General features: G+C 65.7%; 19 protein-coding genes. 8 read left to right on the top strand and 11 right to left on the bottom strand.

Annotated features, from left to right (window positions below; genetic code table 11):
* Positions 1–69: 69 nt before the first annotated feature.
* The 8 genes from fabI to gloB form a co-directional block, all read right to left on the bottom strand.
* Positions 70–867, bottom strand: a complete 798-nt coding sequence (gene fabI, locus LE197_RS12480; protein ID WP_003087936.1) for an enoyl-ACP reductase FabI — start codon at positions 865–867, stop codon at positions 70–72.
* A 21-nt stretch (positions 868–888) separates the two neighbouring features.
* Positions 889–2,499, bottom strand: a complete 1,611-nt coding sequence (locus LE197_RS12475; RefSeq protein ID WP_003087940.1) for an ABC transporter ATP-binding protein — start codon at positions 2,497–2,499, stop codon at positions 889–891.
* Between the two features lies 1 nt (position 2,500).
* Complete coding sequence (locus LE197_RS12470; RefSeq protein ID WP_003087942.1) at positions 2,501–3,520, bottom strand: ABC transporter permease; 1,020 nt, start codon at positions 3,518–3,520, stop codon at positions 2,501–2,503.
* Positions 3,521–3,524: 4 nt separating this feature from the next.
* Positions 3,525–4,607, bottom strand: a complete 1,083-nt coding sequence (locus LE197_RS12465; RefSeq protein WP_003098134.1) for a microcin C ABC transporter permease YejB — start codon at positions 4,605–4,607, stop codon at positions 3,525–3,527.
* A gap of 6 nt (positions 4,608–4,613) precedes the next feature.
* A complete protein-coding gene (locus LE197_RS12460; RefSeq protein ID WP_003098136.1) occupies positions 4,614–6,461 on the bottom strand; it encodes an extracellular solute-binding protein in 1,848 nt (615 codons plus the stop codon).
* Entirely contained in the window at positions 6,458–8,287 is a 1,830-nt protein-coding gene (locus LE197_RS12455) for an extracellular solute-binding protein (protein WP_023108913.1), read from the bottom strand. Before LE197_RS12455 ends, LE197_RS12460 begins: the two co-directional genes overlap by 4 nt.
* Before the next feature lie 190 nt (positions 8,288–8,477).
* On the bottom strand, positions 8,478–10,082 hold the full coding sequence (locus LE197_RS12450; RefSeq protein WP_003120244.1) for a lytic transglycosylase domain-containing protein: 1,605 nt from the start codon (positions 10,080–10,082) through the stop codon (positions 8,478–8,480).
* A 77-nt stretch (positions 10,083–10,159) separates the two neighbouring features.
* Positions 10,160–10,936, bottom strand: coding sequence for a hydroxyacylglutathione hydrolase (gene gloB / locus LE197_RS12445; protein ID WP_003087949.1), 777 nt, complete (start codon positions 10,934–10,936; stop codon positions 10,160–10,162).
* 101 nt (positions 10,937–11,037) lie between these two features.
* Between gloB and LE197_RS12440 the strand changes: the two genes are divergently transcribed.
* The 3 genes from LE197_RS12440 to dnaQ all read left to right on the top strand — a co-directional run bounded on the left by LE197_RS12440 (position 11,038) and on the right by dnaQ (position 13,053).
* Positions 11,038–11,799: a methyltransferase domain-containing protein gene (locus tag LE197_RS12440; RefSeq protein ID WP_003087952.1), complete on the top strand. Its 762-nt coding sequence runs from the start codon at positions 11,038–11,040 to the stop codon at positions 11,797–11,799.
* Between the two features lie 2 nt (positions 11,800–11,801).
* Positions 11,802–12,248, top strand: a complete 447-nt coding sequence (gene rnhA / locus LE197_RS12435; protein ID WP_003087954.1) for a ribonuclease HI — start codon at positions 11,802–11,804, stop codon at positions 12,246–12,248.
* Between the two features lie 64 nt (positions 12,249–12,312).
* On the top strand, positions 12,313–13,053 hold the full coding sequence (dnaQ, locus tag LE197_RS12430; protein ID WP_003087958.1) for a DNA polymerase III subunit epsilon: 741 nt from the start codon (positions 12,313–12,315) through the stop codon (positions 13,051–13,053).
* Between the two features lie 27 nt (positions 13,054–13,080).
* Here dnaQ and LE197_RS12425 read toward each other — a convergent pair whose 3' ends face one another.
* Positions 13,081–13,470 carry a nuclear transport factor 2 family protein gene (locus LE197_RS12425; RefSeq protein ID WP_003132809.1) on the bottom strand — a complete coding sequence of 130 codons (390 nt, stop codon included), beginning with the start codon at positions 13,468–13,470 and terminating at the stop codon, positions 13,081–13,083.
* Positions 13,471–13,663: 193 nt separating this feature from the next.
* Between LE197_RS12425 and ldcA the strand changes: the two genes are divergently transcribed.
* Together ldcA and LE197_RS12415 are read left to right on the top strand one after the other, a co-directional pair.
* A complete protein-coding gene (gene ldcA, locus LE197_RS12420) occupies positions 13,664–15,919 on the top strand; it encodes a lysine-specific pyridoxal 5'-phosphate-dependent carboxylase LdcA (RefSeq protein WP_003087961.1) in 2,256 nt (751 codons plus the stop codon).
* Between the two features lie 23 nt (positions 15,920–15,942).
* Positions 15,943–17,298 carry an amino acid permease gene (locus tag LE197_RS12415; RefSeq protein WP_003087965.1) on the top strand — a complete coding sequence of 452 codons (1,356 nt, stop codon included), beginning with the start codon at positions 15,943–15,945 and terminating at the stop codon, positions 17,296–17,298.
* On the opposite strand, the gene nhaB is transcribed toward LE197_RS12415, so the two are convergent.
* Positions 17,282–18,784 carry a sodium/proton antiporter NhaB gene (gene nhaB, locus LE197_RS12410; protein ID WP_003113594.1) on the bottom strand — a complete coding sequence of 501 codons (1,503 nt, stop codon included), beginning with the start codon at positions 18,782–18,784 and terminating at the stop codon, positions 17,282–17,284. The two genes, LE197_RS12415 and nhaB, sit on opposite strands and share 17 nt — an antisense overlap.
* A 223-nt stretch (positions 18,785–19,007) precedes the next feature.
* Here nhaB and LE197_RS12405 point away from each other — a divergent pair, with 223 nt between their 5' ends.
* Genes LE197_RS12405 through nudC form a run of 3 tightly spaced genes read left to right on the top strand, consistent with a single transcriptional unit; the run spans position 19,008 to position 22,384 of the window.
* Positions 19,008–19,820: a crotonase/enoyl-CoA hydratase family protein gene (locus LE197_RS12405; RefSeq protein WP_003087972.1), complete on the top strand. Its 813-nt coding sequence runs from the start codon at positions 19,008–19,010 to the stop codon at positions 19,818–19,820.
* Between the two features lie 39 nt (positions 19,821–19,859).
* Positions 19,860–21,548, top strand: a complete 1,689-nt coding sequence (gene fimL / locus LE197_RS12400) for a type IV pilus/biofilm regulator FimL (protein WP_003098159.1) — start codon at positions 19,860–19,862, stop codon at positions 21,546–21,548.
* Positions 21,548–22,384: an NAD(+) diphosphatase gene (nudC, locus tag LE197_RS12395; RefSeq protein ID WP_012614278.1), complete on the top strand. Its 837-nt coding sequence runs from the start codon at positions 21,548–21,550 to the stop codon at positions 22,382–22,384. Before fimL ends, nudC begins: the two co-directional genes overlap by 1 nt.
* Here the strand turns inward: nudC and LE197_RS12390 are convergent.
* Positions 22,352–23,131, bottom strand: coding sequence for a TSUP family transporter (locus tag LE197_RS12390; protein WP_003113596.1), 780 nt, complete (start codon positions 23,129–23,131; stop codon positions 22,352–22,354). The two genes, nudC and LE197_RS12390, sit on opposite strands and share 33 nt — an antisense overlap.
* Positions 23,132–23,166 lie beyond the last annotated feature (35 nt).

Raw genomic sequence — 23,166 nt, 5'->3', positions numbered from 1 at the left:
GCGGCCTTTTCTTTATTCCTCCCATGAAAAATGGCCGCTCGAAGCGGCCATTTTTCATGGGCGGGGTGATCAGTCGTCGTCCAGCGGGCCCATGGCGGTAGTGTTGAAGCCGCCATCGACGTAGAGGATCTCGCCACTGATACCGCTGGCCAGGTCCGAACAGAGGAAGGCGCCGGCATTGCCGACTTCCTCGATGGTGACGTTGCGCCGCAGCGGCGTCTGCCGCTCGTTGGCGGCCAGCATCTTGCGGAAACTCTTGATCCCGGAGGCGGCGAGCGTTCGGATCGGCCCGGCGGAAACCGCATTGACCCGGGTGCCTTCCGCGCCCAGGCTGCCGGCCAGGTAGCGGACCCCGGCCTCCAGGCTGGCCTTGGCCATGCCCATTACGTTGTAGTTCGGCATGGTCCGTTCGGCGCCCAGGTAGGAGAGGGTCAGCAGGCTGCCGTTGCGGCCCTTCATCATTTCCCGTCCGGCCTTGGCCAGGGCGATGAAGCTGTAGGCGCTGATGTCGTGGGCGATGCGGAAGCCCTCGCGGGTGGTCACCGCGGTGAAGTCGCCGTCGAGCTGATCGCCTGGAGCGAATCCGACGGAGTGGACGATGATGTCCAGGCCGTCCCAGTGCTTGCCCAGGGCGGCGAACACCGCTTCGATCTGGCTGTCGTCGGCCACGTCACAGGGGAAGCACAGCTCCGGCCGCGAGCCCCAGCCACTGGCGAACTCCTCCACCCGGCCCCTGAGCTTGTCGTTCTGGTAGGTGAAGGCCAGTTCGGCGCCTTCCCGGTGCATGGCGGCGGCGATGCCGGAAGCGATGGAGAGCTTGCTGGCGACTCCGACGATCAGGGCGCGTTTTCCTGTGAGAAATCCCATTGTCCGTTCCTTGTCTGCTACTCAGTTTTCCGCGCTTGCCGGGGCCATGAAGGCAGCCTCCAGCAATTGCTGCGTATAGGGATGTTGCGGCGAGGCGAAAACCGCTTCGGCGCTGCCCTGTTCCACTACCTTGCCATGTCGAACCACCATCAGCTGGTGGCTGAGCGCCTTGACCACCGCCAGGTCGTGGCTGATGAACAGGTAGGTGAGGTTGTACTTGCCCTGCAGTTGCCGCAGCAATTCCACGACCTGGCGCTGCACGGTGCGGTCGAGCGCCGAGGTCGGTTCGTCGAGCAGGATCAGTGCCGGTTTCAGCACCAGTGCCCGGGCGATGGCGATGCGCTGGCGCTGGCCGCCGGAGAATTCGTGGGGGTAACGGTAGCGGGTCTGCGGATCGAGCCCGACCTCCACCAGCGCGTCGATGATCGCCTGCTCCTGTTCGGCCTCGCTGCCGATCCTATGGATGCGCAGGCCTTCGCCGACGATCTCGCCGACACACATGCGTGGGCTGAGGCTGCCATACGGGTCCTGGAACACCACCTGCATCTCGCGGCGCAGCGGGCGCACGTCATGTTGCGCGAGACCGTCCAGCCGGGTGCCTTCGAAGCGGATGCCGCCCTGGCTTTCCAGCAGCCGCAGGATCGCCAGGCCAAGGGTCGACTTGCCCGAGCCGCTTTCGCCAACGATGCCCAGCGTCTGCCCGCGGGGTAGTTCGAAATTGACCCCGTCGACCGCCTTGACGTGGTCCACGGTGCGGCGGAACACGCCTTTGCGGATCGGGAACCAGACCCGCAGGTCGTCCACCGCCAACAGGGTTTCACCCGGCGGGTTGCTTGCCGGCGCACCGCTGGGCTCGGCGTTGAGCAGCTCGCGGGTATAGGGGTGTCGCGGGGCTGCGAAGAGTTCCTGGCAGGAAGCCTGCTCGACGATCCGCCCTTGTTGCATGACGCAGACGCGGTGGGCGATGCGCCGGACCAGGTTGAGGTCGTGGGTGATCAGCAGCAGGGACATGCCCAGGCGTGCCTGCAGGTCCTTGAGCAGATCGAGGATCTTCAACTGGACGGTGACGTCGAGCGCGGTGGTCGGTTCGTCGGCGATCAGCAGTTGCGGCTCGCAGGCCAGGGCCATGGCGATCATCACGCGCTGCCGCTGGCCGCCGGAGAGTTCGTGTGGATAGGCTTTCAGGCGCTTGGCCGGCTCGGGGATGCCGACCAGCTCGAGCAGTTCGAGAATTCTCGCGCTGGCCTTGGCGCCACCCAGGCCCTTGTGCAGGGCGAGGACCTCGGCGAGCTGCTTCTCGATGGTATGCAGCGGATTGAGCGAGGTCATGGGTTCCTGGAAGACCATGGCGATGCGGTTGCCGCGGATCCCGCGTAGGCGCCGTTCCGGGAGCTTGAGCAGATCCTCGCCCTGGTAGTGGATGCTGCCTGCTGGGTGGCTGGCGACGGAGTAGGGCAGCAGGCGCAGGATCGAGTGGGCGGTCACCGACTTACCCGAGCCGCTTTCGCCGACCAGGGCCAGGGTCTCGCCCTGGCGGATGTCGAAGCTGACGCCTTCGACCACCCGCTGGCGTTGCTCGCCGGAGAGGAATTCGACGGCGAGGTCGCGGATTTCCAGAATGTTCTCGCTCATCTCATTTCCTCGGGTCGAAAGCGTCGCGGGCGGCTTCGCCGATGAACACCAGCAGGCTCAGCATGACCGCCAGCACCACGAAGGCGGAAATGCCCAGCCAGGGTGCCTGGAGGTTGGACTTGCCCTGGGCGACCAACTCGCCCAGCGACGGCGCGCCAGGCGGCAGGCCGAAGCCGAGGAAGTCCAAGGAGGTGAGGGTGCCGATGGCGCCGGTGAGGATGAACGGCATGAAGGTCAGGGTCGAGATCATCGCGTTCGGCAGGATGTGACGGAACATGATGGCGCTGTTGCGCATGCCGAGGGCCCGGGCGGCGCGGACGTATTCCAGGTTGCGCCCGCGGAGGAACTCGGCGCGGACCACGTCCACCAGGCTCATCCAGGAAAACAGCAGCATGATGCCCAGCAGCCACCAGAAGTTCGGCTGGACGAAGCTGGCCAGGATGATCAGCAGGTAGAGCACCGGCAGCCCCGACCAGACTTCCAGGAAACGCTGGCCGAGCAGGTCGACCCAGCCGCCGTAGTAGCCTTGCAGGGCGCCGACGGTGACGCCGATCAGAGAACTGAGCACGGTCAGGGTCAGGGCGAAGAGGATCGACACGCGGAAGCCGTAGATCACCCGGGCGAGCACGTCGCGGGCCTGGTCGTCGGTGCCCAGCCAGTTTTCCGCCGACGGCGGGGCGGGGGCGGGAACCTTCAGCTCGTAGTTGATGGTGTCGTAGCTGTAGGGGATCGGCGGCCAAAGCACCCAGCCGTCCTTCTCGGCGATCAGTTGGCTGATGTAGGGGCTCTTGTAGTTGGCTTCCAGGGGGAATTCGCCGCCGAAGGTGGTTTCCGGGTAGCGTTTGAAGACCGGGAAATACCAGCCGCCGTCGTAATGCACGACCAGCGGTTTGTCGTTGGCGATCAGTTCGGCGCCGAGGCTGCCGACGAACAGGATGAGGAACAGCCAGAGCGACCACCAGCCACGCTTGTTGCTCTTGAAGCGGGCCCAGCGGCGCTGGTTGATGGGAGACAGGCGCATCGGATTACTCCCGGTTCTCGAAGTCGATGCGCGGATCGACCAGGGTGTAGACGATATCGCTGATCAGCTTCATGACCAGCCCGAACAGGGTGAAGATGAACAGCGTGCCGAAGACCACCGGGTAGTCGCGGTTCATCGCCGCTTCGAAGCTGAGCAGGCCGAGGCCGTCGAGGGAGAAGATCACCTCGATCAACAGCGAACCGGTGAAGAAGATCCCCAGCAGCGCAGCCGGCAGGCCGGCAATCACCAGCAGCATGGCGTTGCGGAATACGTGCCCGTAGAGCACGCGGCGTTCGGTCAGGCCCTTGGCGCGGGCGGTGACCACGTATTGCTTGCCGATCTCGTCGAGGAAGCTGTTCTTGGTCAGCAGCGTGATGGTGGCGAAGTTGCCGATCACCAGGGCGGTTACCGGCAAGGCCAGGTGCCAGAAATAGTCGAGCACCTTGCCGCCGAGGCTGAGCTGGTCGAAGTTGTTCGAGGTCAGGCCGCGCAGGGGGAACCAGTCCCAGTAGCTGCCGCCGGCGAACAGCACCACCAGCAGGATGGCGAAGAGGAAGGCGGGAATGGCGTAGCCGACGATGATCGCCGAGCTGGTCCAGATGTCGAAGACGCTACCATGGCGGACCGCCTTGGCGATCCCCAGCGGGATCGACACCAGGTACATGATCAGCGTGCTCCAGAGCCCGAGCGAGATCGACACCGGCAATTTCTCGATGATCAGGTCGGTGACCTTGGCGTCGCGGAAGAAGCTCTGCCCGAAGTCCAGGTGCAGGTAGTTCTTCAGCATGATCATGAAGCGCTCGGGGGCCGACTTGTCGAAGCCGTACATGCGCTCGATCTCTTTCACCAGCTCCGGGTCCAGGCCTTGCGCGCCGCGGTATTGCGAGCCGGCCACGGCGACTTCGCCGCCGCCGCCGGAGATGCGCCCGGTGGCGCCGCCGGAAGCGGCGTCGAAGCCTTCCAGCTTGGCGATCATCTGCTCCACCGGACCGCCGGGAGCGGCCTGGATGATGATGAAGTTGATCAGCAGGATGCCGAACAGGGTAGGGACGATCAGCAGCAGGCGCCGCAGGATATAGGAGAGCATGCGGCGTTACTCCCGTTCCGGCTCGGCGTCTTGCGTGGCTTCGGCTTGCGCCTTGCTCGGCAGCGCCTTGTCGCTGGTCTGCCACCAGGTCATCAGGCCCCAGTCGTAGAGTGGCGTCACCTTCGGCCGGCCGAAACGGTTCCAGTAGGCGACCCGCCAGGTATCGACGTAGTAGTTGGGAACCACGTAGTAGCCCCACGACAGTACGCGGTCGAGGGCGCGGGTATGGTCGATCAGGCTTTGCCGCGAGTCGGACTGGATCAGGCTTTCCACCAGGCTGTCGATGGCCGGGTCCTTGAGGCCGATGAAGTTGCGGCTGCCGGCCTTGTCGGCGCTGCTGGAATGCCAGAACTCTCGCTGTTCGTTGCCTGGCGAGTTGGATTGCGGCCAGGTCGCCGAGGTCATGTCGAAATCCCGCGAGCGCAGGCGGTTGACGAACTGCGAGACGTCGACGCGACGGATCTGCATGTCGATGCCAAGTTCGGCCAGGTTGCGCTTGAACGGCAGGATGACCCGTTCCATGTTGGCCTGGAACAGCATGAACTCGAAGCTCAGTGGCTGGCCGTCGGGACCTACCATGCGGTTGTTCTCGATCCTGTAGCCGGCCTCGGTGAGCAACTGGTAGGCCTTGCGCCGCTGCTCGCGGATCACCCCGCTGCCATCATTGACCGGATTCTGGAAGACCTGGTCGAAGGCCTCGTCGGGAATCTTGCCGCGCAGCGGTTCGAGGATCTTCAGCTCGGCTTCGCTGGGCAACTGGTGGGCGGCCATCTCCGAGTTCTCGAAATAGCTGTTGGTGCGCTTGTAGGAGCTGAAGAACAGCTGCTTGTTCGACCATTCGAAGTCGAACAGCAGGCTGATCGCCTGGCGTACCCGGCGGTCCTGGAACACCGGGCGGCGGATATTGAAGGCGAAGCCCTGCATCCCCACCGGGTTGTGGTTGTGGATGCTGGCCTTGATGAAGCGCCCGTCGCGCAATGCCGGCGACTCGTAGCCGGTGGCCCAGTCCTTCGCCGAATATTCGAGGTTGACGTCGTACTGGCCGGCCTTGAAGGCTTCCAGGGCGACCGACATGTCGCGATAGGAGTCGATGGTGATGGTGTCGAAGTTATAGAGTCCGCGGGAGACCGGAAGGTCCTTGGCCCACCAGTCCTTGACTCGCTCGTAGCTGATGGAGCGTCCCGGATCGACCTTGGCGATGCGGTAGGGACCGCTGCCTACCGGGATTTCCATGCCGGTCTTGGAAAAGTCGCGGTCGGCCCACCAGTGTTTCGGCAGGATCGCGATCTGCCCGAGGATCAGCGGCAGTTCGCGGTTGCCGGCGTGCTTGAAGTCGAAGCGCACGCGAAGCTTGTCCTCGGCGACCACCTTGTCGACGTCCGCATAGTAGTTGCGGTACATCGGGTCGCCCTTGCTCACCAGCGTCTCGAAGGTGAACACCACGTCTTCGGCGGTGACCGGCGTGCCATCGCTGAAACGGGCCTGGGGGCGCAGGTAGAAGCGCACGTAGCTGTTGTCCGGTGCCTTCTCGATCTTCTCCGCGAGCAGGCCGTATTCGGTGAACGGCTCGTCCTGCGACTGGAAGGCCAGGGTGTCGTAGATCAGGCCCAGCGAAGGGGCCGAGACGCCCTTGCCGATGAACGGGTTGAGGCTGTCGAAGCCGCCGAAGTCGGCCTGGCGGAGGATGCCGCCTTTTGGCGCATCCGGATTCACGTAGTCGAAATGCTTGAAATCGGCGGGATACTTCGGAGGCTCATCGTAGAGCGTCAGTGCATGTTTCGGGGCGGCGAGGAGCGGGCCGCAGCAGCCGAGCAGCAGGGCTGCCAGCAGAGGGGTGAAGCGGGGACGGATCATCGGGACGTCTCCAGGTTTTTCTGCCACCACGCGCGCAGGCCCAGGGTGTAGGGCGGGGTGGCGACGAAGGCGAAGCGGTTGCGGTACGCCAGACGGTGCGAATTGAGGTACCAGTTGGGAATGCTGTAGTACTGCCAGAGCAAGGTCCGGTCCAGGGCGCGCGCGGCGGCGACCTGTTCGTCGCGGCTGTGGGCGCCGAGCAGGCGGTTGAGCATGGCGTCGACCACCGGGTTGGCGATGCCCGCGTAATTCTTGCTGCCCTTGACATTCACCTGGCTGGAGTGGAAGTACTGCCACTGTTCCAGGCCGGGACTGAGGGTCTGCGGCAGGGTCATGAGGATCATGTCGTAGTCGAACTGGTCCAGGCGCTGCTTGTATTGGGCGCGGTCGACGGTGCGCAGGCGCGCGTCGATGCCGATGCTGGCGAGGTTTTCGCGATAGGGCTGGAGAATACGCTCCAGGCTCGGATTGACCAGCAGGATTTCGAAGCGCAGCGGTTCGCCCTTTTTATTCAGCAGTCGGTCGCCGGACAGCTTCCAGCCGGCATCGGCCAGTAGACCGAGTGCATGCCTGAGGGTTTCACGGGGAATGCCGCGCCCCTCGGTGGTCGGCAGGCTGAACGGCTGTTTGAACAACTGCGCCGGCAATTGCTTGCGGTACGGCGACAGGTACAGCCATTCCTGGCCCTCCGGGACGCCGCTGGCGGCGAATTCGCTGTTCGGGTAGTAGCTGCGCGAGCGCAGGTAGGAATTGCTGAAGAGGGCGCGATTGGTCCATTCGAAGTCGAACATCTCGCCCAGCGCCTGGCGTAGCGCGCGCTCCTTGAACACGGCGCGACGGGTGTTCATGAACAACGCCTGGGTCTGGCTGGGGATCTGGTGCGGGATTTCCGTGCGGATCACATCGCCGCGCAGAACCGCGGGGAAGCGATAGTTGTTCAGCCAGTTCTTCGCCTGGTGCTCGATGTAGAAGTCGAACTCGCCGGCCTTGAAGGCTTCGAAGGCGACGCCGTTGTCCCGGTAGAAGTCCACCACGACCCGGTCGAAATTGTATTTGCCGCGGTTCACCGGCAGTTTTTCGCCCCACCAGCCCTTCACGCGTTCGAACACCAGGCGGCGCCCGGGATCGACCTCGACGATGCGATAGGGACCGCTGCCCAGCGGCGCGGTGAAGGTGGTGGCGCGGAAGTCGCGATCCTTCCAGTAATGCTGCGGCAGCACCGGAAGCTCGCCCAGGCGCAGGATCAGCAGCGGGTTGCCGGAGCGCCGCAGGACGAAACGCACCCGGTGGGGGGTGAGGATATCGACCCGCTTCACCTCCTGCAGGTAGGTGCGGTACATCGGGTGCCCCTGCTTGACCAGGGTGCGATAGGAAAAGGCCACGTCGCTGGCGGTGATCGGCCTGCCGTCGTGGAAGCGTGCTTCCGGCCGCAGGTTGAATACCACCCAGCTGCGGTTTTCCGCGTATTCCACGCTCTTCGCGATCAGGCCATAGCTGGAGGCTGGTTCGTCGCCGGACGGGTCGTACAGGCCGGTGCCCACCATCAACGGTTCGTTCAGCTCGTTGACGCCGTACTGGAGGAAATCGCCGGTGCCGATCGGGCTGGTGCCTTTCAGGGTGTAGGGGTTGAGCGTGTCGAAGCTGCCCGAGGCCATCAGGCGCAAGGTGCCGCCTTTGGGGGCGTCGGGATTGGTCCAGTCGAAGTGCTGGAAATTGGCCGGATACTTGAGCGTGCCGAATTGGGCATAACCATGGCTCTGGGTAATCGCGGCGAAGCTGGGCAGGCTCACGGCCAGGCCGAGGATCAGGAAGGAGAGGCGACGCATCAGGCGTGTGTCCGGGTCCTTGGCTATTTTTGACAACGAATCGTCAGGCAACAGTAACACCTTGCCCGCACAGGAAAAAAGAGGGAGCGCGGGCCTGTCCGGCCTAGGGTCCGGGGTTCTGGCCGCGCTTGCGAAAACGCCACGCCGGCAGGAGCGGGCGTGGCGTTTCGGGACGGCCTGCAATGGGCTGTCAGCGGCTCGCGGTGTCCAGGTAGAGGGTCAGGGTCTGGCCGGGCTTGAGCGCCTGCTTGCTGCGCGGGTTCCAGCGCTGCAGGTGCTTCATTTCGACATTGAAGCGCTTGGCGATCAGGTACATCGAGTCGCCTTGCTTGACCTTATAGTAGGTGGCGCTGTCGCGCTTGCCGGCGGCGTTTCCCTTGCGGGCCGCCAGGGCCTGGGTGCCGCCTTGCAGCTTGAGGGTCTGGCCGACCTTCAGGGCGTGCTTGTCCAGGCCGTTCCAGCGCTTCAGGTCGTTGACGTCGACGCCGTTGTTGCGGGCGATCTGCCACAGGCTGTCGCCGTTCTTGACCTTATAGGAGCGGGTCCTGGCCGGGGTGGAAGCCTGTCGGGCGAGTTGCTGGTAGACCGGCTTGACGGCGCCGCCGGCGATCTGCCCGGGGATGCTCAGTTGCTGGCCCTTGCGCAGGTGGTTGCTGGACAGGCGGTTGGCGCTCTTGAGCTCCGCTACGGTGATCCGATAGCGGTTGGCGATGCTGTGCAGGCTGTCGCCGCTACGCACCCGGTATTGCTGCCAGGCGGTGACTTCCTTCGGCTTGAGGGTGTCCAGCGAGGCGGTCAGGAACGCCGCTTTCTCCATCGGCACCAACAGTTGCTGGGGGCCGTCCATGGTCACGCGGCGCTTGTAGGCCGGGTTCAGCTGGTACAGCTCGTCCTCGTCCAGGTTCGCCAGCGCGGCGACGCTGGACAGGTCGATCCCGCGCTTGACCCGGACGGCCTGGAAGTAGGGCTCGTTGTTGATCGGGTTCAGGCTGATGCCGTAGGAATCCGGCGCCATGACGATCTGTGAGAGGGCGAGCAGCTTGGGTACGTAGTCCTGGGTTTCCTGCGGCAGCGGCAGGTTCCAGTAGTCGGTCGGCAGGCCCAGTTTCTCGTTGCGTTCGATGGCGCGGCTGACAGTGCCTTCGCCGGCGTTGTAGGCCGCCAGGGCGAGCATCCAGTCGCCGTTGAACATGTCGTGCAGGCGCTCGAGATAGGTCAGGGCGGCATTGGTCGAGGCGGTGATGTCGCGGCGACCGTCGTAGAAATTGGTCTGGCGCAGGTTGAAATGCTGGCCGGTGGCGGGAATGAACTGCCAGAGGCCGGCGGCGTTGCTGCGCGACAGGGCGAAGGGGTTATAGGCGCTTTCGATGACCGGCAGCAGCGCCAGTTCGAGCGGCATGTTGCGTTCTTCCAGGCGCTCGACCACGTAGTGCATGTAGAGGCTGCCGCGCGCGCTCGATTGTTCGAGGAACGACTGGTTGCTGAGGAACCAGAGGCGCTGGCGTTCGATGCGCGGGTTGGTGCTGATCGCATCCTGGAGCTGGAAACCGTCGCGCATGCGGTCCCAGATGTCGTTGTAGGCGGCGTTCTGGCCGGGCTGGGTATGCAGCCAGGAGGGATTGAACTGGACGTCGACGGCTCGGGCGCCGGGACGTGCTGCTTTGGCCTGGGCCTCCCCCTTGATCTGGCCGCTGCCCTGGCAGCCGGCGAGCGCACCGGCGATGAGCAGGATGGACACCCGGACGGCGCGAGCCAGGGCGTCTAGATCGGGGGTTTTACGTGTCTGTGGCGGCATCGGCTGAGTGCTGTTCCGGGCAAAAATTCAGCCGATTCTAGAAATGACCTCAAGAGTGGTCAAGATTTCGCCAACCTTCAGAACTGGTCCTTCCAGGCCCTCAGGACGGCGAAAACCTCCTCCGGGGTGCGGTTTTGCTGGCCGCTCCGCTGGTCGGCTTTTTTCTTAACAGAATTTTCCGAAACGCGAAGAAATGGATTGGTCGACAATTCCAGCGAGATTTCCGACGGCAGGGTGATGCGATCCCGTTCGCGCAACCGGGTCGCTTCCTCGAAGCGTTCCCGCAGCGCCGCGTTGTCGGGCTCCACCGCCAGCGCGAAGCGCAGGTTGCTCAGCGTGTACTCGTGGGTGCAGTAGACCCGGGTGTTGGCCGGCAGCGCGGCCAGTCGCGCCAGGGAATGATGCATCTGCGCCGGGGTGCCTTCGAAGAGACGGCCGCAGCCGGCGGCGAACAGGGTGTCGCCGCAGAACAGCAGCGGCGTCTCCGCCGGGTGGTAGTAGGCGATATGGCCGAGGGTATGGCCGGGCACGTGGAAGATCTCGAAGACCAGGCCGAGCACCTCGACCCGTTCGCCGTCTTCCAGCGCCAGGTCGCGGGCCGGGATCTTCTCGTTGGCCGGGCCGAGAACCCGCGCGCCGGTCAGTTCCTTCAGGGCCGCGACGCCGCCGACGTGGTCGTGATGGTGGTGGGTCACCAGGATATCGCTCAACCGCCAGTCGGGATGGGCGGCCAGCCAGGCTTCCACCGGCTTGGCATCGCCGGGGTCGACCACCGCGCAGCGACGGCTTGTCGCATCTTGCAACAGCCAGATGTAGTTGTCGTTGAAGGCGGGCAGGGCGTCGATCTGTATCATGGGTCGATGTCGCTAAGCAGAAGTCATTGGCGCATAGTATTGCTTATTTTCCCGTCGTGCCGGCGTCCGTCGCCGCGAAGGGGAAGACGCTGGAGGTACGCATGAACGAACCGCAAGCCTTCGCCCAGACCGATGCCGAGTGGCTGGCATCGATCAACCGGGCGCGCGACTGGTTCCAGGGCCCGCTGGGCAGCCTGATGCTGGCCGAGGAGCGACGCCTGTTGTGCGACGAGCTGACCCGTTACTTCGGTGGCTACCTGGTGCACTACGGGCCGCATGCCGAACTACCGCCGAGCACCGGGCAGATTCAGCGCGGCGTGCGCCTGGGGCCGCCGCTGCCGGGCGTGGACATCGCCTGCGAAGAGGGCGCCTGGCCGCTCAGCGAACATGCCGCGGACGTGGTCCTGCTGCAACACGGCCTGGATTTCTGCCTGTCGCCTCACCGTCTCCTGCGCGAAGCCGCGCGTACCGTTCGTCCGGGCGGCCACCTGCTGCTGATCGGCATCAACCCATGGAGCCTGTGGGGCATCCGTCATTATTTCGCCGGGGATGCCTTGCGCCAGGCCCGCTGCATTCCTCCGTCGCGGGCCTGCGATTGGCTCAACCTGCTGGGCTTCGCGCTGGAGAAACGGCGCTTCGGGTGCTATCGTCCGCCGCTTGCGTCGGCAGCCTGGCAATCGCGCCTGGCTCGCCTGGAGCGCTGGGGCGACGCCTGGCAGTCTTCGGGCGCCGGCTTCTATCTATTGGTGGCACGCAAGCTGGTCGTGGGGTTGCGCCCGTTGCGCCAGAGCAAGCGCGAACCGCGCGGTCAGCTGGTGCCCATGCCGGTGGCGAAAGTCAGCCGGCGAGATTCCGAAATTTAGGCATGACAGATAAAGAACAGGTAGTGATCTATACCGACGGCGCCTGCAAGGGCAACCCTGGGCGCGGCGGCTGGGGGGCGTTGCTCCTCTACAAGGGCGCCGAGCGAGAGCTTTGGGGCGGCGAGCCGGACACCACCAACAACCGCATGGAGCTGATGGCGGCGATCCAGGCGCTGGCGGCACTCAAGCGTTCCTGTCCGATCCGTCTGATCACCGACTCGGAATACGTGATGCGCGGCATCACCGAATGGTTGCCGAACTGGAAGAAGCGCGGCTGGAAGACCGCCAGCAAGCAGCCTGTCAAGAATGCCGACCTCTGGCAGGCCCTGGATGAACAGGTCGCCCGGCACCAGGTGGAGTGGCAGTGGGTCCGCGGGCATACCGGCGACCCCGGCAACGAGCGGGCCGACCAGTTGGCCAACCGTGGCGTCGCCGAATTGCCGCGCTGAGCGGCCACACCGAAACAAGCGTTCAGCAGCCACGGCTGCAGCGAAACAGAGAAAGGCTCTATAGATGCGTAGCGTCGTACTGGATACCGAAACCACCGGCATGCCGGTGACCGATGGTCACCGGATCATCGAGATCGGCTGTGTCGAGCTGGAGGGGCGCCGCCTGACCGGTCGCCACTTCCACGTCTACCTGCAACCCGATCGCGAGGTCGACGAAGGGGCGATCGCCGTCCACGGCATCACCAACGAATACCTGAAGGACAAGCCGCGCTTCCGCGAGGTCGCCAACGATTTCTTCGAATTCATCCGCGGCGCCCAGCTGATCATCCACAACGCGGCGTTCGATATCGGCTTCATCAACAACGAGTTCGCCCTGCTGGGCCAGCAGGACCGCTCGGACGTGACCGAGTACTGCTCGGTGCTGGATACCCTGCTGATGGCCCGCGAGCGCCATCCGGGCCAGCGCAACAACCTCGATGCGTTGTGCAAGCGCTACGGCGTGGACAACTCCGGCCGCGACCTGCACGGCGCGTTGCTCGACGCCGAGATCCTCGCCGACGTCTACCTGGCGATGACCGGCGGCCAGACCAGCCTGTCGCTGGCCGGCAGCGGCGCGGAAGGCGACGGCAGCGGCCGGCCGATGGTCAGCCCGATCCGTCGGCTCGATCCGGCGCGGGTCGCCACCCCGGTGCTGCGCGCCAACGCCGAAGAGCTGGCTGCGCATGCGGCGCGGCTGGCGGTGATCGAGAAGTCGGCAGGTGGTCCGTCGCTCTGGGCGCAACTGGAAGCGCCGGTCGGCGAATAGCCTGCCCATGCACCACGGGCGCCGCGTTCAGCGCGTCGCCCGCTCCACCAGCAAGGTGTCGCAGAACTGCTCGAAACGGCGGATCCTGCCGTCCTCCACCGTCCATACGTGTGCCACGCGCGCTTCGAACGACTTGCCGCTGCGACGGTGGGTCGCTGCATATCGACCGACGGCGACCACGCTGTCGCCGCCGTCGATCAGGCGCTCGATCTCGACCCTGAAGCCCTCCCAGTCCCGCTGCAAGGCCTGGAACACACCGGCGCCGATGGCGGCCGCGCCGACATAGGTGCCGGCCAGCGGGAAACCGGCCATTTCCGTCCATTCGGTGCGTTCGTCCATGTCCGCCAGCATTCCGGCGAGGTCCCCACGGCTAGAGGCCGCATAGTGATCGCTGACGATCCGATAAGCGCTGCGCATCGTTGTCGCTCCGTAGCAGGGCAGAGAGGTCCATGCTCCTCGCTGGCGGGAGCGGAGGCAAGCGCGGCGCGCCGACTTGTGTTGCCGCGACCTTTTCTTACAAGGGCAAGCCGCCGGGGGTTACGCGCGTGCCGGCAAGTCTCTACCCTGAGCCGACCGGCGGGGTTCGCCCGCCTGCTGCTCGGGATCAACAATGTATAAAGACCTCAAATTTCCCGTCCTCATCGTCCATCGCGACATCAAGGCCGACACCGTTGCCGGCGAACGCGTGCGGGGCATCGCCCACGAACTGGAGCAGGACGGCTTCAGCATTCTCTCCACCGCCAGCTCCGCCGAGGGGCGCATCGTCGCTTCCACCCACCACGGCCTGGCCTGCATCCTGGTCGCCGCCGAAGGTGCCGGGGAAAACCAGCGCCTGCTGCAGGATGTGGTCGAACTGATCCGCGTGGCCCGCGTGCGGGCGCCGCAATTGCCGATCTTCGCCCTCGGCGAGCAGGTGACCATCGAGAACGCGCCGGCCGAGTCCATGGCCGACCTGCACCAGTTGCGCGGCATCCTCTACCTGTTCGAAGACACCGTGCCGTTCCTCGCCCGCCAGGTCGCCCGGGCGGCGCGCAACTACCTGGCCGGGCTGCTGCCGCCATTCTTCCGTGCGCTGGTCGAGCACACCGCGCAGTCCAACTATTCCTGGCATACGCCGGGCCACGGCGGCGGTGTCGCCTATCGCAAGAGTCCGGTGGGACAGGCGTTCCACCAGTTCTTCGGGGAGAACACGCTGCGTTCCGACCTGTCGGTCTCGGTCCCCGAGCTGGGCTCGCTGCTCGACCATACCGGCCCCCTGGCCGAGGCCGAGGACCGTGCCGCGCGCAATTTCGGCGCCGACCATACCTTCTTCGTGATCAATGGCACTTCCACCGCGAACAAGATCGTCTGGCACTCCATGGTCGGTCGCGAAGACCTGGTGCTGGTGGACCGCAACTGCCACAAGTCGATCCTCCACTCGATCATCATGACCGGGGCGATACCGCTCTACCTGACTCCGGAACGCAACGAACTGGGGATCATCGGGCCGATCCCGCTGAGCGAATTCAGCAAGGAGTCGATTGCCGCGAAGATCGCCGCCAGTCCGCTGGCGCGCGGTCGCGAGCCGAAGGTGAAGCTGGCGGTGGTGACCAACTCCACCTACGACGGCCTGTGCTACAACGCCGAGCTGATCAAGCAGACCCTCGGCGACAGCGTCGAGGTGCTGCACTTCGACGAGGCCTGGTACGCCTATGCCGCGTTCCACGAGTTCTACGACGGACGCTATGGCATGGGCACCTCGCGCAGCGAGGAGGGCCCCCTGGTGTTCGCCACCCACTCCACGCACAAGATGCTCGCCGCCTTCAGCCAGGCCTCGATGATCCACGTGCAGGATGGCGGGACCCGGAAGCTGGACGTGGCGCGCTTCAACGAAGCCTTCATGATGCACATCTCGACCTCGCCACAGTACGGCATCATCGCTTCGCTGGACGTGGCTTCGGCGATGATGGAAGGGCCCGCCGGGCGTTCGCTGATCCAGGAGACCTTCGACGAGGCCCTCAGCTTCCGCCGGGCCCTGGCCAACGTACGGCAGAACCTGGACCGGAACGACTGGTGGTTCGGCGTCTGGCAGCCGGAGCAGGTGGAGGGCACCGATCAGGTCGGCACCCATGACTGGGTGCTGGAGCCGAGCGCCGACTGGCACGGCTTCGGCGATATCGCCGAAGACTACGTGCTGCTCGATCCGATCAAGGTCACCCTGACCACCCCGGGCTTGAGCGCCGGCGGCAAGCTCAGCGAGCAGGGGATTCCGGCTGCCATCGTCAGCCGCTTCCTCTGGGAGCGCGGGCTGGTGGTGGAGAAAACCGGTCTCTACTCCTTCCTGGTGCTGTTCTCGATGGGCATCACCAAGGGCAAGTGGAGCACCCTGGTCACCGAACTGCTCGAATTCAAGCGCTGTTACGACGCCAACCTGCCGCTGCTCGACGTCTTGCCCTCCGTGGCCCAGGCCGGCGGCAAGCGCTACAACGGAGTGGGCCTGCGCGACCTCAGCGACGCCATGCACGCCAGCTACCGCGACAACGCCACGGCGAAGGCCATGAAGCGCATGTACACGGTGCTGCCGGAGGTCGCGATGCGGCCGTCCGAGGCCTACGACAAGCTGGTGCGCGGCGAGGTCGAGGCGGTACCGATCGCTCGGTTGGAAGGGCGCATCGCGGCCGTCATGCTGGTACCCTATCCGCCGGGTATCCCGCTGATCATGCCGGGTGAGCGCTTCACCGAGGCGACCCGCTCGATCCTCGACTATCTCGAGTTCGCGCGGACCTTCGAGCGCGCCTTCCCTGGTTTCGACTCCGATGTGCATGGCCTGCAGCATCAGGACGGACCGTCCGGGCGCTGCTATACCGTTGAATGCATAAAGGAATGAAGCCGACAGGCTAAGGGGTGTCGATGGCGGGGGGAGAGAAGGCCGGCAAGCGCGGCATGGGGTTCTGGACCTGCAGCGCGCTGGTGATCGGCAACATGGTCGGTTCGGGAGTCTTCCTGCTTCCCTCCAGCCTGGCGGCGTTCGGCGGGCTCAGCCTGTTCGGCTGGCTGGTGTCGAGCACCGGCGCGGTGCTGCTGGCGCTGACCTTCGCCCGCCTGGCGCGGGTCAACCCCGGCGCCGGCGGCCCCTACGCCTATACCCGCGACGGTTTCGGCAGCTTCGCCGGCTACCTGTGCGCCTGGACCTACTGGAAAGCCGCCTGGATCGGCAACGCGGCGATCGCCGTGACCCTGGTCGGCTACCTGCGGGTGTTCATCCCGGCGCTGGCGGATCCGCTGCTGATGGTCTGCGTGGCCATCGCCGCGATCTGGCTGTGCACCCTGATCAACCTGCGAGGCATCGGCACCTTCAGCGTGGTGCAGAACCTGCTGACCATCCTCAAGCTGCTGCCGTTGTTGCTGGTCGGTATCCTCGGCTGGTTCCACTTCAATCCCGAGCACCTGGCGATCCCGGCGCGCAGCGAGCTGCCGAACATGGGCTATGCCCAGGCGATCGCCACCACCGCGGCGCTGACCCTGTGGTCGTTCATCGGCCTGGAGTCGGCCACCGTGCCGGCCGACGACGTCGAGGACCCGCGCCGCACCATTCCCCGCGCGACCCTGTTCGGCACGCTGGCCGCGGCGGCCCTCTACATCCTCTCTATCACTGCGGTGCAGGGCCTGATGCCGCCGGAGGTGCTGGCCCGCTCCACCTCGCCGTTCGCCGACGCGGCACGGATCCTGATGGGCGACTGGGGCTACTACCTGGTGGCTGCCGGGGCGGTGATCGCCTGCCTGGGCGCGCTCAATGGCTGGGTCCTGTTGCAGGGCCAGATCCCGGTGGCTCCGGCGCGCGACGGGCTGTTCCCTGAGTCGCTCGGCCAGCTCAACAAGAACGGCGCGCCGGCCCACGGCCTGCTGGCCTCGGGGCTGCTGGTGACGGCGCTGGTGATGGTCGACGGGCATGGCGACCTGGTCGATGTGTTCAACGTGATCATCCTGCTCGGCACCATGACCGGGGTGGTCCCCTACGCGTTCTGCACCGCCGCGCTGTTGCAACTGCTGGCGGTGCGACCGGACGAGTTCTCGCCGCGTTCACGCCGGCAATTGCTGGTGATCGGCTCGCTGGGCTTCGCCTACTCGCTATGGGCGCTGTATGGCACCGGCCAGCAGGCGATCTTCTGGGGCTTCCTGGTGCTGATGGCCGGTATCCCGATGTACACCTGGCGGCAATGGCGCAACCAGGTCAACGGAGTGCCGACGCTCAAAGCCAATGACTGACCGCCCACCAGCCCAGGCCGCCCATCACCAGGGTGTAGGGTAGCGCCATCCAGACCATGCGGCCGTACGACAGGCGCACCAGCGGGGCGATGGAGGAGGTCAGCAGGAAGAGGAACGCCGCCTGGCCGTTGGGCGTCGCTACGCTGGGCAGGTTGGTGCCGGTATTGATCGCCACCGCCAGGGTATCGAAATGCTCGCGGCTCATGTGGCCGGCATCCAGCGCCTGTTTCACCTCGGTGATGTAGATGGTGGCGACGAATACGTTGTCGCTGATCGCCGAGAGCAGGCCGTTGGCGATGAACAGCATGCCCGGCTGGCGTTCCGCCGGCAGCGCCAGCACCGCCTGGATGATCGGGGTGAACAGGTGCTGCTGGTGGATCACCGCGACCACCGCGAAGAACACCACCAGCAGCGCAGTGAACGGCAGGGCCTCCTGGAAGGCGCGGCCGATCTGGTGTTCGTCGGTGACGCCGGTGAAGGCAGTGATCAGCACGATCACCAACAGGCCGATCAGGCCGACCTCGGCGACATGCAGGGCCAGCCCGACGATCAGTACCAGCGCCGCCAGGGCCTGCACCAGCAGCGCGGCCTTCTGCTGCGCTCCGCGTTTGCGGCTTTCGCTGGCGGCGTACTCGGCGAGCACCTGGCGCACCGCCGCCGGCAACTGGGCGCCATAGCCGAAGCGGCGGCTCTTCTCCAGCAGCACGCAGGTCAGCAGGCCGGCCGCCAGTACCGGCATGGATACCGGCGCGACCTGGCGGAAGAACTCGACGAAATGCCAGCCGGCCTCGTGGCCGATCAGCAGGTTCTGCGGCTCTCCCACCAGGGTGCAGACGCCGCCCAGCGCGGTGCCGACCGCCGCGTGCATGAGCAGGCTGCGGAGGAAGGCGCGGAATTCCTCGAGATGGGCCCGGTGCAGCTCGGGGACCTGGCGGTCGGTGGCGGGATCGTAGTCCTCGCTGGCGCGCTGCCCCGAAGCGACCCGGTGATACACGGCGAAGAATGCCACCGCCACGCTGATCACCACGGCGGTCACGGTGAGGGCGTCGAGGAAGGCCGAGAGGAGGGCGGCCAGCAGGCAGAACAGGAGCGATAGCAGGGTCTTCGAGCGCACGCCGAGCAGCAGGCGGGAAAACAGCAGGAGCAGCAGGTCCTTCATGAAGTAGATGCCGGCGACCATGAACATCAGCAGCAGGAGCACCGGGAAGTTGTGCTGCAATTCCGCATAGAGCGCCTCGGGGGTAGCCAGGCCAAGCAGCAGCGCCTCCAGCACCAACAGGCCACCCGGCTGTAGCGGATAGCATTTCAGCGCCATGGCCAGGGTGAAGATGAACTCGCCGACCAGCACCCAGGCGCTTGTCACCGGCCCGGCCAGCCATAGCAGCAGGGGGTTGAGCAAGAGGAAGGCGAGCACCGTCAGCTTGTACCAGCGCGGCGAATGCCCGAGGAAGTTCTGTGCGAAAGCCTGGCTCAGGGGACTGCTCACGATGGACTCCACGGCAAGGAAAAGACTGAAAATGCCAGCAGGACTTTCGTTGGATCAAGCGTTTAGCGCAATCATCGAAGAGATTGCGGTATCAATGGGCGTGCCGTGCATCACATAGTGCAGCATCGACATTTGGCTCGCCCTTGTTATAGTTGCGGGATTTTCCGCACAACAAAAATCTCTGCGTTCTGACAGCGCAGTTGCTCTGCCGAGGACTATCGCCGTGACCGAGTACAACGCATTCCGTGTGGAGCTGGCAGACAAGATCGCCCACGTCCAGATCAACCGTCCGGACAAGATCAATGCCATGAACCAGGACTTCTGGCGCGAGATCATCGAGATCTTCCGCTGGGTCGACGATACCGACGAAGTGCGGGTGGTCGTGCTGTCCGGGGCGGGCAAGCATTTTTCCTCGGGGATCGACCTGATGCTGCTGGCCCAGGTCGGCAGCCAACTGGGCAAGGACGTCGGCCGCAACGCCGACGCCTTGCGTCGCAAGATTCTCGAGCTGCAGGCCTCGTTCAACGCGGTCGACAACTGCCGCAAGCCGGTGCTCGCGGCGATCCAGGGCTACTGCCTGGGCGGCGCCATCGACCTGGTCTCGGCCTGCGACATGCGCTACTCGACCGCCGACGCGCAGTTCTCGATCAAGGAGATCGACATCGGCATGGCCGCCGACGTCGGCACCCTGCAGCGCCTGCCGCGGATCATCGGCGATGGCATGATGCGCGAGCTGGCCTACACCGGGCGCATGGTCGACGGCGAAGAGGCACGGAGCATCGGCCTGGTCAATCGTACCTACGCGGACCAGGCCGCATTGATGGATGGGGTCTTCGAACTGGCGCGGCAGATCGCCGCGAAGTCGCCGATCGCCATCCGTGGTACCAAGGAAATGATCCGCTATATGCGCGACCACCGGGTCGACGACGGCCTCGAGTACGTCGCTACCTGGAACGCCGCCATGCTCCAGTCCGCCGACCTGCGGGTGGCGATGGCCGCGCATATGGCCAAGCAGAAGCCGGAATTCGCTGATTGATGCCGTTGTATATTCTTGCGCGGGAGGCGCACTAGACCGATGGTCACAGGAGCCACGTCCCTCAGTCTGGTGCGCGACGAGTTGTTCGCCACCATGGAACAGGCCGAACAGGGTCTTGAGCAGTTCATTGCCGAGCGGCAGAACGGCAGCCTGCTGCAGCACGCCGTCGAATGCCTGCAACAGATCCGCGGCACCCTCAACCTGATCGAGCTGGCCGGCGCCGAGCTGCTGGCCCAGGAGGCCCTGCAGCTGGCGACCGACATTCCCACCGGCGTCAGCGAGGAGCGCGACGGCCAGCTGGCAGCCCTGGGCAACGCCCTGTACGTGCTGCGCCGCTACCTGGAGAACGTCGAGGCCAATCGCCAGGAGATCCCCGAGCTGCTCTTGCCGGCGATCAACGAAGTGCGCTGTGCCGCAGGGCAGCCGGCGCTGCCGGAAAGCTTCTTCTTCAGCGCCCGCCTGGATATCCCGCGGCCGCCGAGCACCGCCATCGACCACCTGCCTTCCGAAGCCGAACTGGGCGAGGAAAGCCGGCGGATGCGCCACATGTACCAGATCGGCCTGCTCGGCCTGATCCGCGAACAGAACCTCTATCCCAGCCTCAAGCTGATGGGCCGCGCGCTGGCGCGCCTCGACAGCCTGCACGGCGGGGTGGCCCGTTCGCGGCTGTGCTGGATCGGCGCCGCGGCGATCGAGTCGATCGTCGACGGCCAACTGTTGCCGCGCAAGTCGCGCAAGCAACTGTTCTCGCGCATCGACCGCGAGCTCAAGCAATTGCTGATCGGCCCGGCCTACGAGGCGCCGCGCCATCTGCTCAAGGAACTGCTTTACCTGGTGGCGCTGTCCGACGGCCAGGGCCCGCGTTCGCGCGAGGTCCGCGAACTGCATGGGCTGGCGCCGCTGCCGTTCACCGACCACCTGCTGGAAGAGGAATCGCAGCGCCTGTCCGGCCCCGGCCAGTCGGTGATGCGTTCGCTGTCCACGGCGATCCGCGAGGAACTCGCCGGGGTCAAGGACATGCTCGACCTGATCGAGCGCGGCGTGGCCCAGCCGGATAGCCTGACCAACCTGCATGCGCAACTGGGCAAGCTGAGCAAGACCCTCGGCATGGTCGGCCTGAACTCGGCCGGCACCGCCCTGCAGACCCAGCTACCCACCGTGGCCGCCTGGGCTGCCAGCGGCGTCGCCGATTCGCCGCCGGCGTTGCTGCGCCTGGCCGATGCGGTGCTCTACGTGGAAAGCATGGTCGGCAACCTCGAGCGCGGCGAGCGCCGCATCATCCGGCCGACTCCGGCGGAGCCCGGGCAGGAAGCCGATGCGTTCGCCGTGCACCAGTTGGCCGAGGCGCGCATCGTGGTGATCGAGGAGGCCAAGGCCGGCCTGGCCCTGGCCAAGCGTGCGATCACCGCGTACCTGGAATCCAATGGCGACAAGCTCAACCTGGCCAACGTCCCGGCCAGCCTGCAGGCGGTCCGGGGCGGTCTCTGGTTCCTCGGTCAGGAGCGCGCCGCGCTGCTGGTCGGCGGCTGCGCCGACTACATCCAGCAGCGCATGATCGAGACCGCGCAGATGCCTTCGGAACAGATGCTGGAAACCCTCGCCGACGCCCTGACCAGTCTCGAATACTATCTCGAGGGCGGTGCCGTGCTGCGTCCGCAGGGCCAGCCGGACGTCCTCGACCTGGCCAGCGCCAGCGTCAAGGCGCTCGGACTGCCGGTGGCCGCCTGATGGTCGGCGAGTTCCGCTGGCAGGCAGGTCGGCCGGCTACCGCCCAGGTTGGCGGCTGGGTGCTCGCGCACTGTCAGCAGCGCTTCCTCCAGGACGACAACGGCCTGCTGTTCCCCCGCGAATGGCTGAAGCGCCAGGAACTCCCGCTGCTCGCCGAACATGGGGTCGGCCATTGGCAGGGCGAGCCGGTCTACGTGCTGGAACTGGACGAGCCGATCGAGCTGCCGGGCATGGCCTGGGCGCCGTTGCGGCAGTTCATGCTGCACGGCGATTTCGATCAGTTCTGCATGCTCGGCTATGCCAGCCAGATCGGCATCTGGGCACGTCACAACCGGTTCTGTGGCAACTGCGGCACACGCATGCAGGCGCAGGACCACGAGCGGGTGATGCAGTGTCCGCAGTGCGGGCTGCACCAGTACCCGCGCCTGTCGCCGAGCATGATCGTCCTGGTGACCCGGGGCGACGAGGTGTTGCTGGCGCGTTCGCCGCGCTTCGTGCCGGGGGTCTACAGTACCCTGGCCGGCTTCGTCGAGGCCGGCGAGTCGGTGGAGCAGTGCGTGGTCCGCGAGGTGCGCGAAGAGGTCGGGGTGGAGGTCGCCAATCTCGAATACATCGGCAGCCAGAACTGGCCGTTCCCGCATTCGCTGATGCTCGGTTTCCACGCCGAGTACGTGTCCGGCGAGATCGTCCCGCAGGAGGACGAGATCGAGGACGCCCAGTGGTTCTCCCTCGATGCCTTGCCGCCGCTACCGGCGCAGCGCTCGATCGCCCGGCACCTGATCGACCTGTACCTGGCGCGCCGCTCAGGCGCCGCTGAACCAGTGCTGCCAGGCTAGCCGCGCGGTCAGCGCCAGGACCACCAGGATGAACACCGGGCGAATGAACTTCGCCCCGCCGCCGATGGCGGTGCGCGCGCCGAAATAGGCGCCGACCATCAGCGACGCACCCATGCACAGGCCGAGCAACCAGATCACCTGGCCGGAGGCGATGAACACCGCCAGCGCCACTATGTTGCTGACGAAGTTCATGCTCCGCGCCACACCGCTGGCGCGGACCAGGTCCAGCGGGTACATGAGCAGCGAGCTGACGGTCCAGAACGCTCCGGTGCCCGGTCCCGCCACGCCGTCGTAGAAGCCCAGGGCGAGGCCCTGCGGCCACTGGCGCTTGCGTCCGAGCGGCGCATCGGCGTCCAGCGGCGCCTTCGGCGTGCCGCCGAAGAGCATGTAGAGGCCGCAGGTGAATACCACCACCGGGAGCATCCGGTTCAGCCACTCGGCGGGCAGCAGGTGAGCCGCCCAGGCGCCTATGGCGGCGCCGATCGCGGTGGCGAGCAGACCGTTGCGCCACTTCCCGGGATGGAACAGCTTGCGCCGGTAGAAGGTGTAGCTGGCGGTCGCCGCACCGAAGGTCGAGCTCAGCTTGTTGGTACCCAGCGCCAGGTGCGGCGGGACCCCGGCGGTGAGCAGCGCAGGGATGGTCAACAGGCCGCCGCCGCCGGCGATGGCGTCGATGAAGCCGGCGAGAAAGGCCACCACGGCCAGGATGATCAGGGTGCTGGGGTCTATCGCGAGTTCGAAGGGCATGAAAAACCGGACCTGCTTCCAATCGGGAAACGGCC

It is taken from the genome of Pseudomonas sp. PS1(2021), from assembly GCF_020405165.1.
GTDB classification, from domain to species: Bacteria; Pseudomonadota; Gammaproteobacteria; order Pseudomonadales; family Pseudomonadaceae; genus Pseudomonas; species Pseudomonas aeruginosa.
This window is presented reverse-complemented; position numbering and strand designations above follow the sequence as displayed.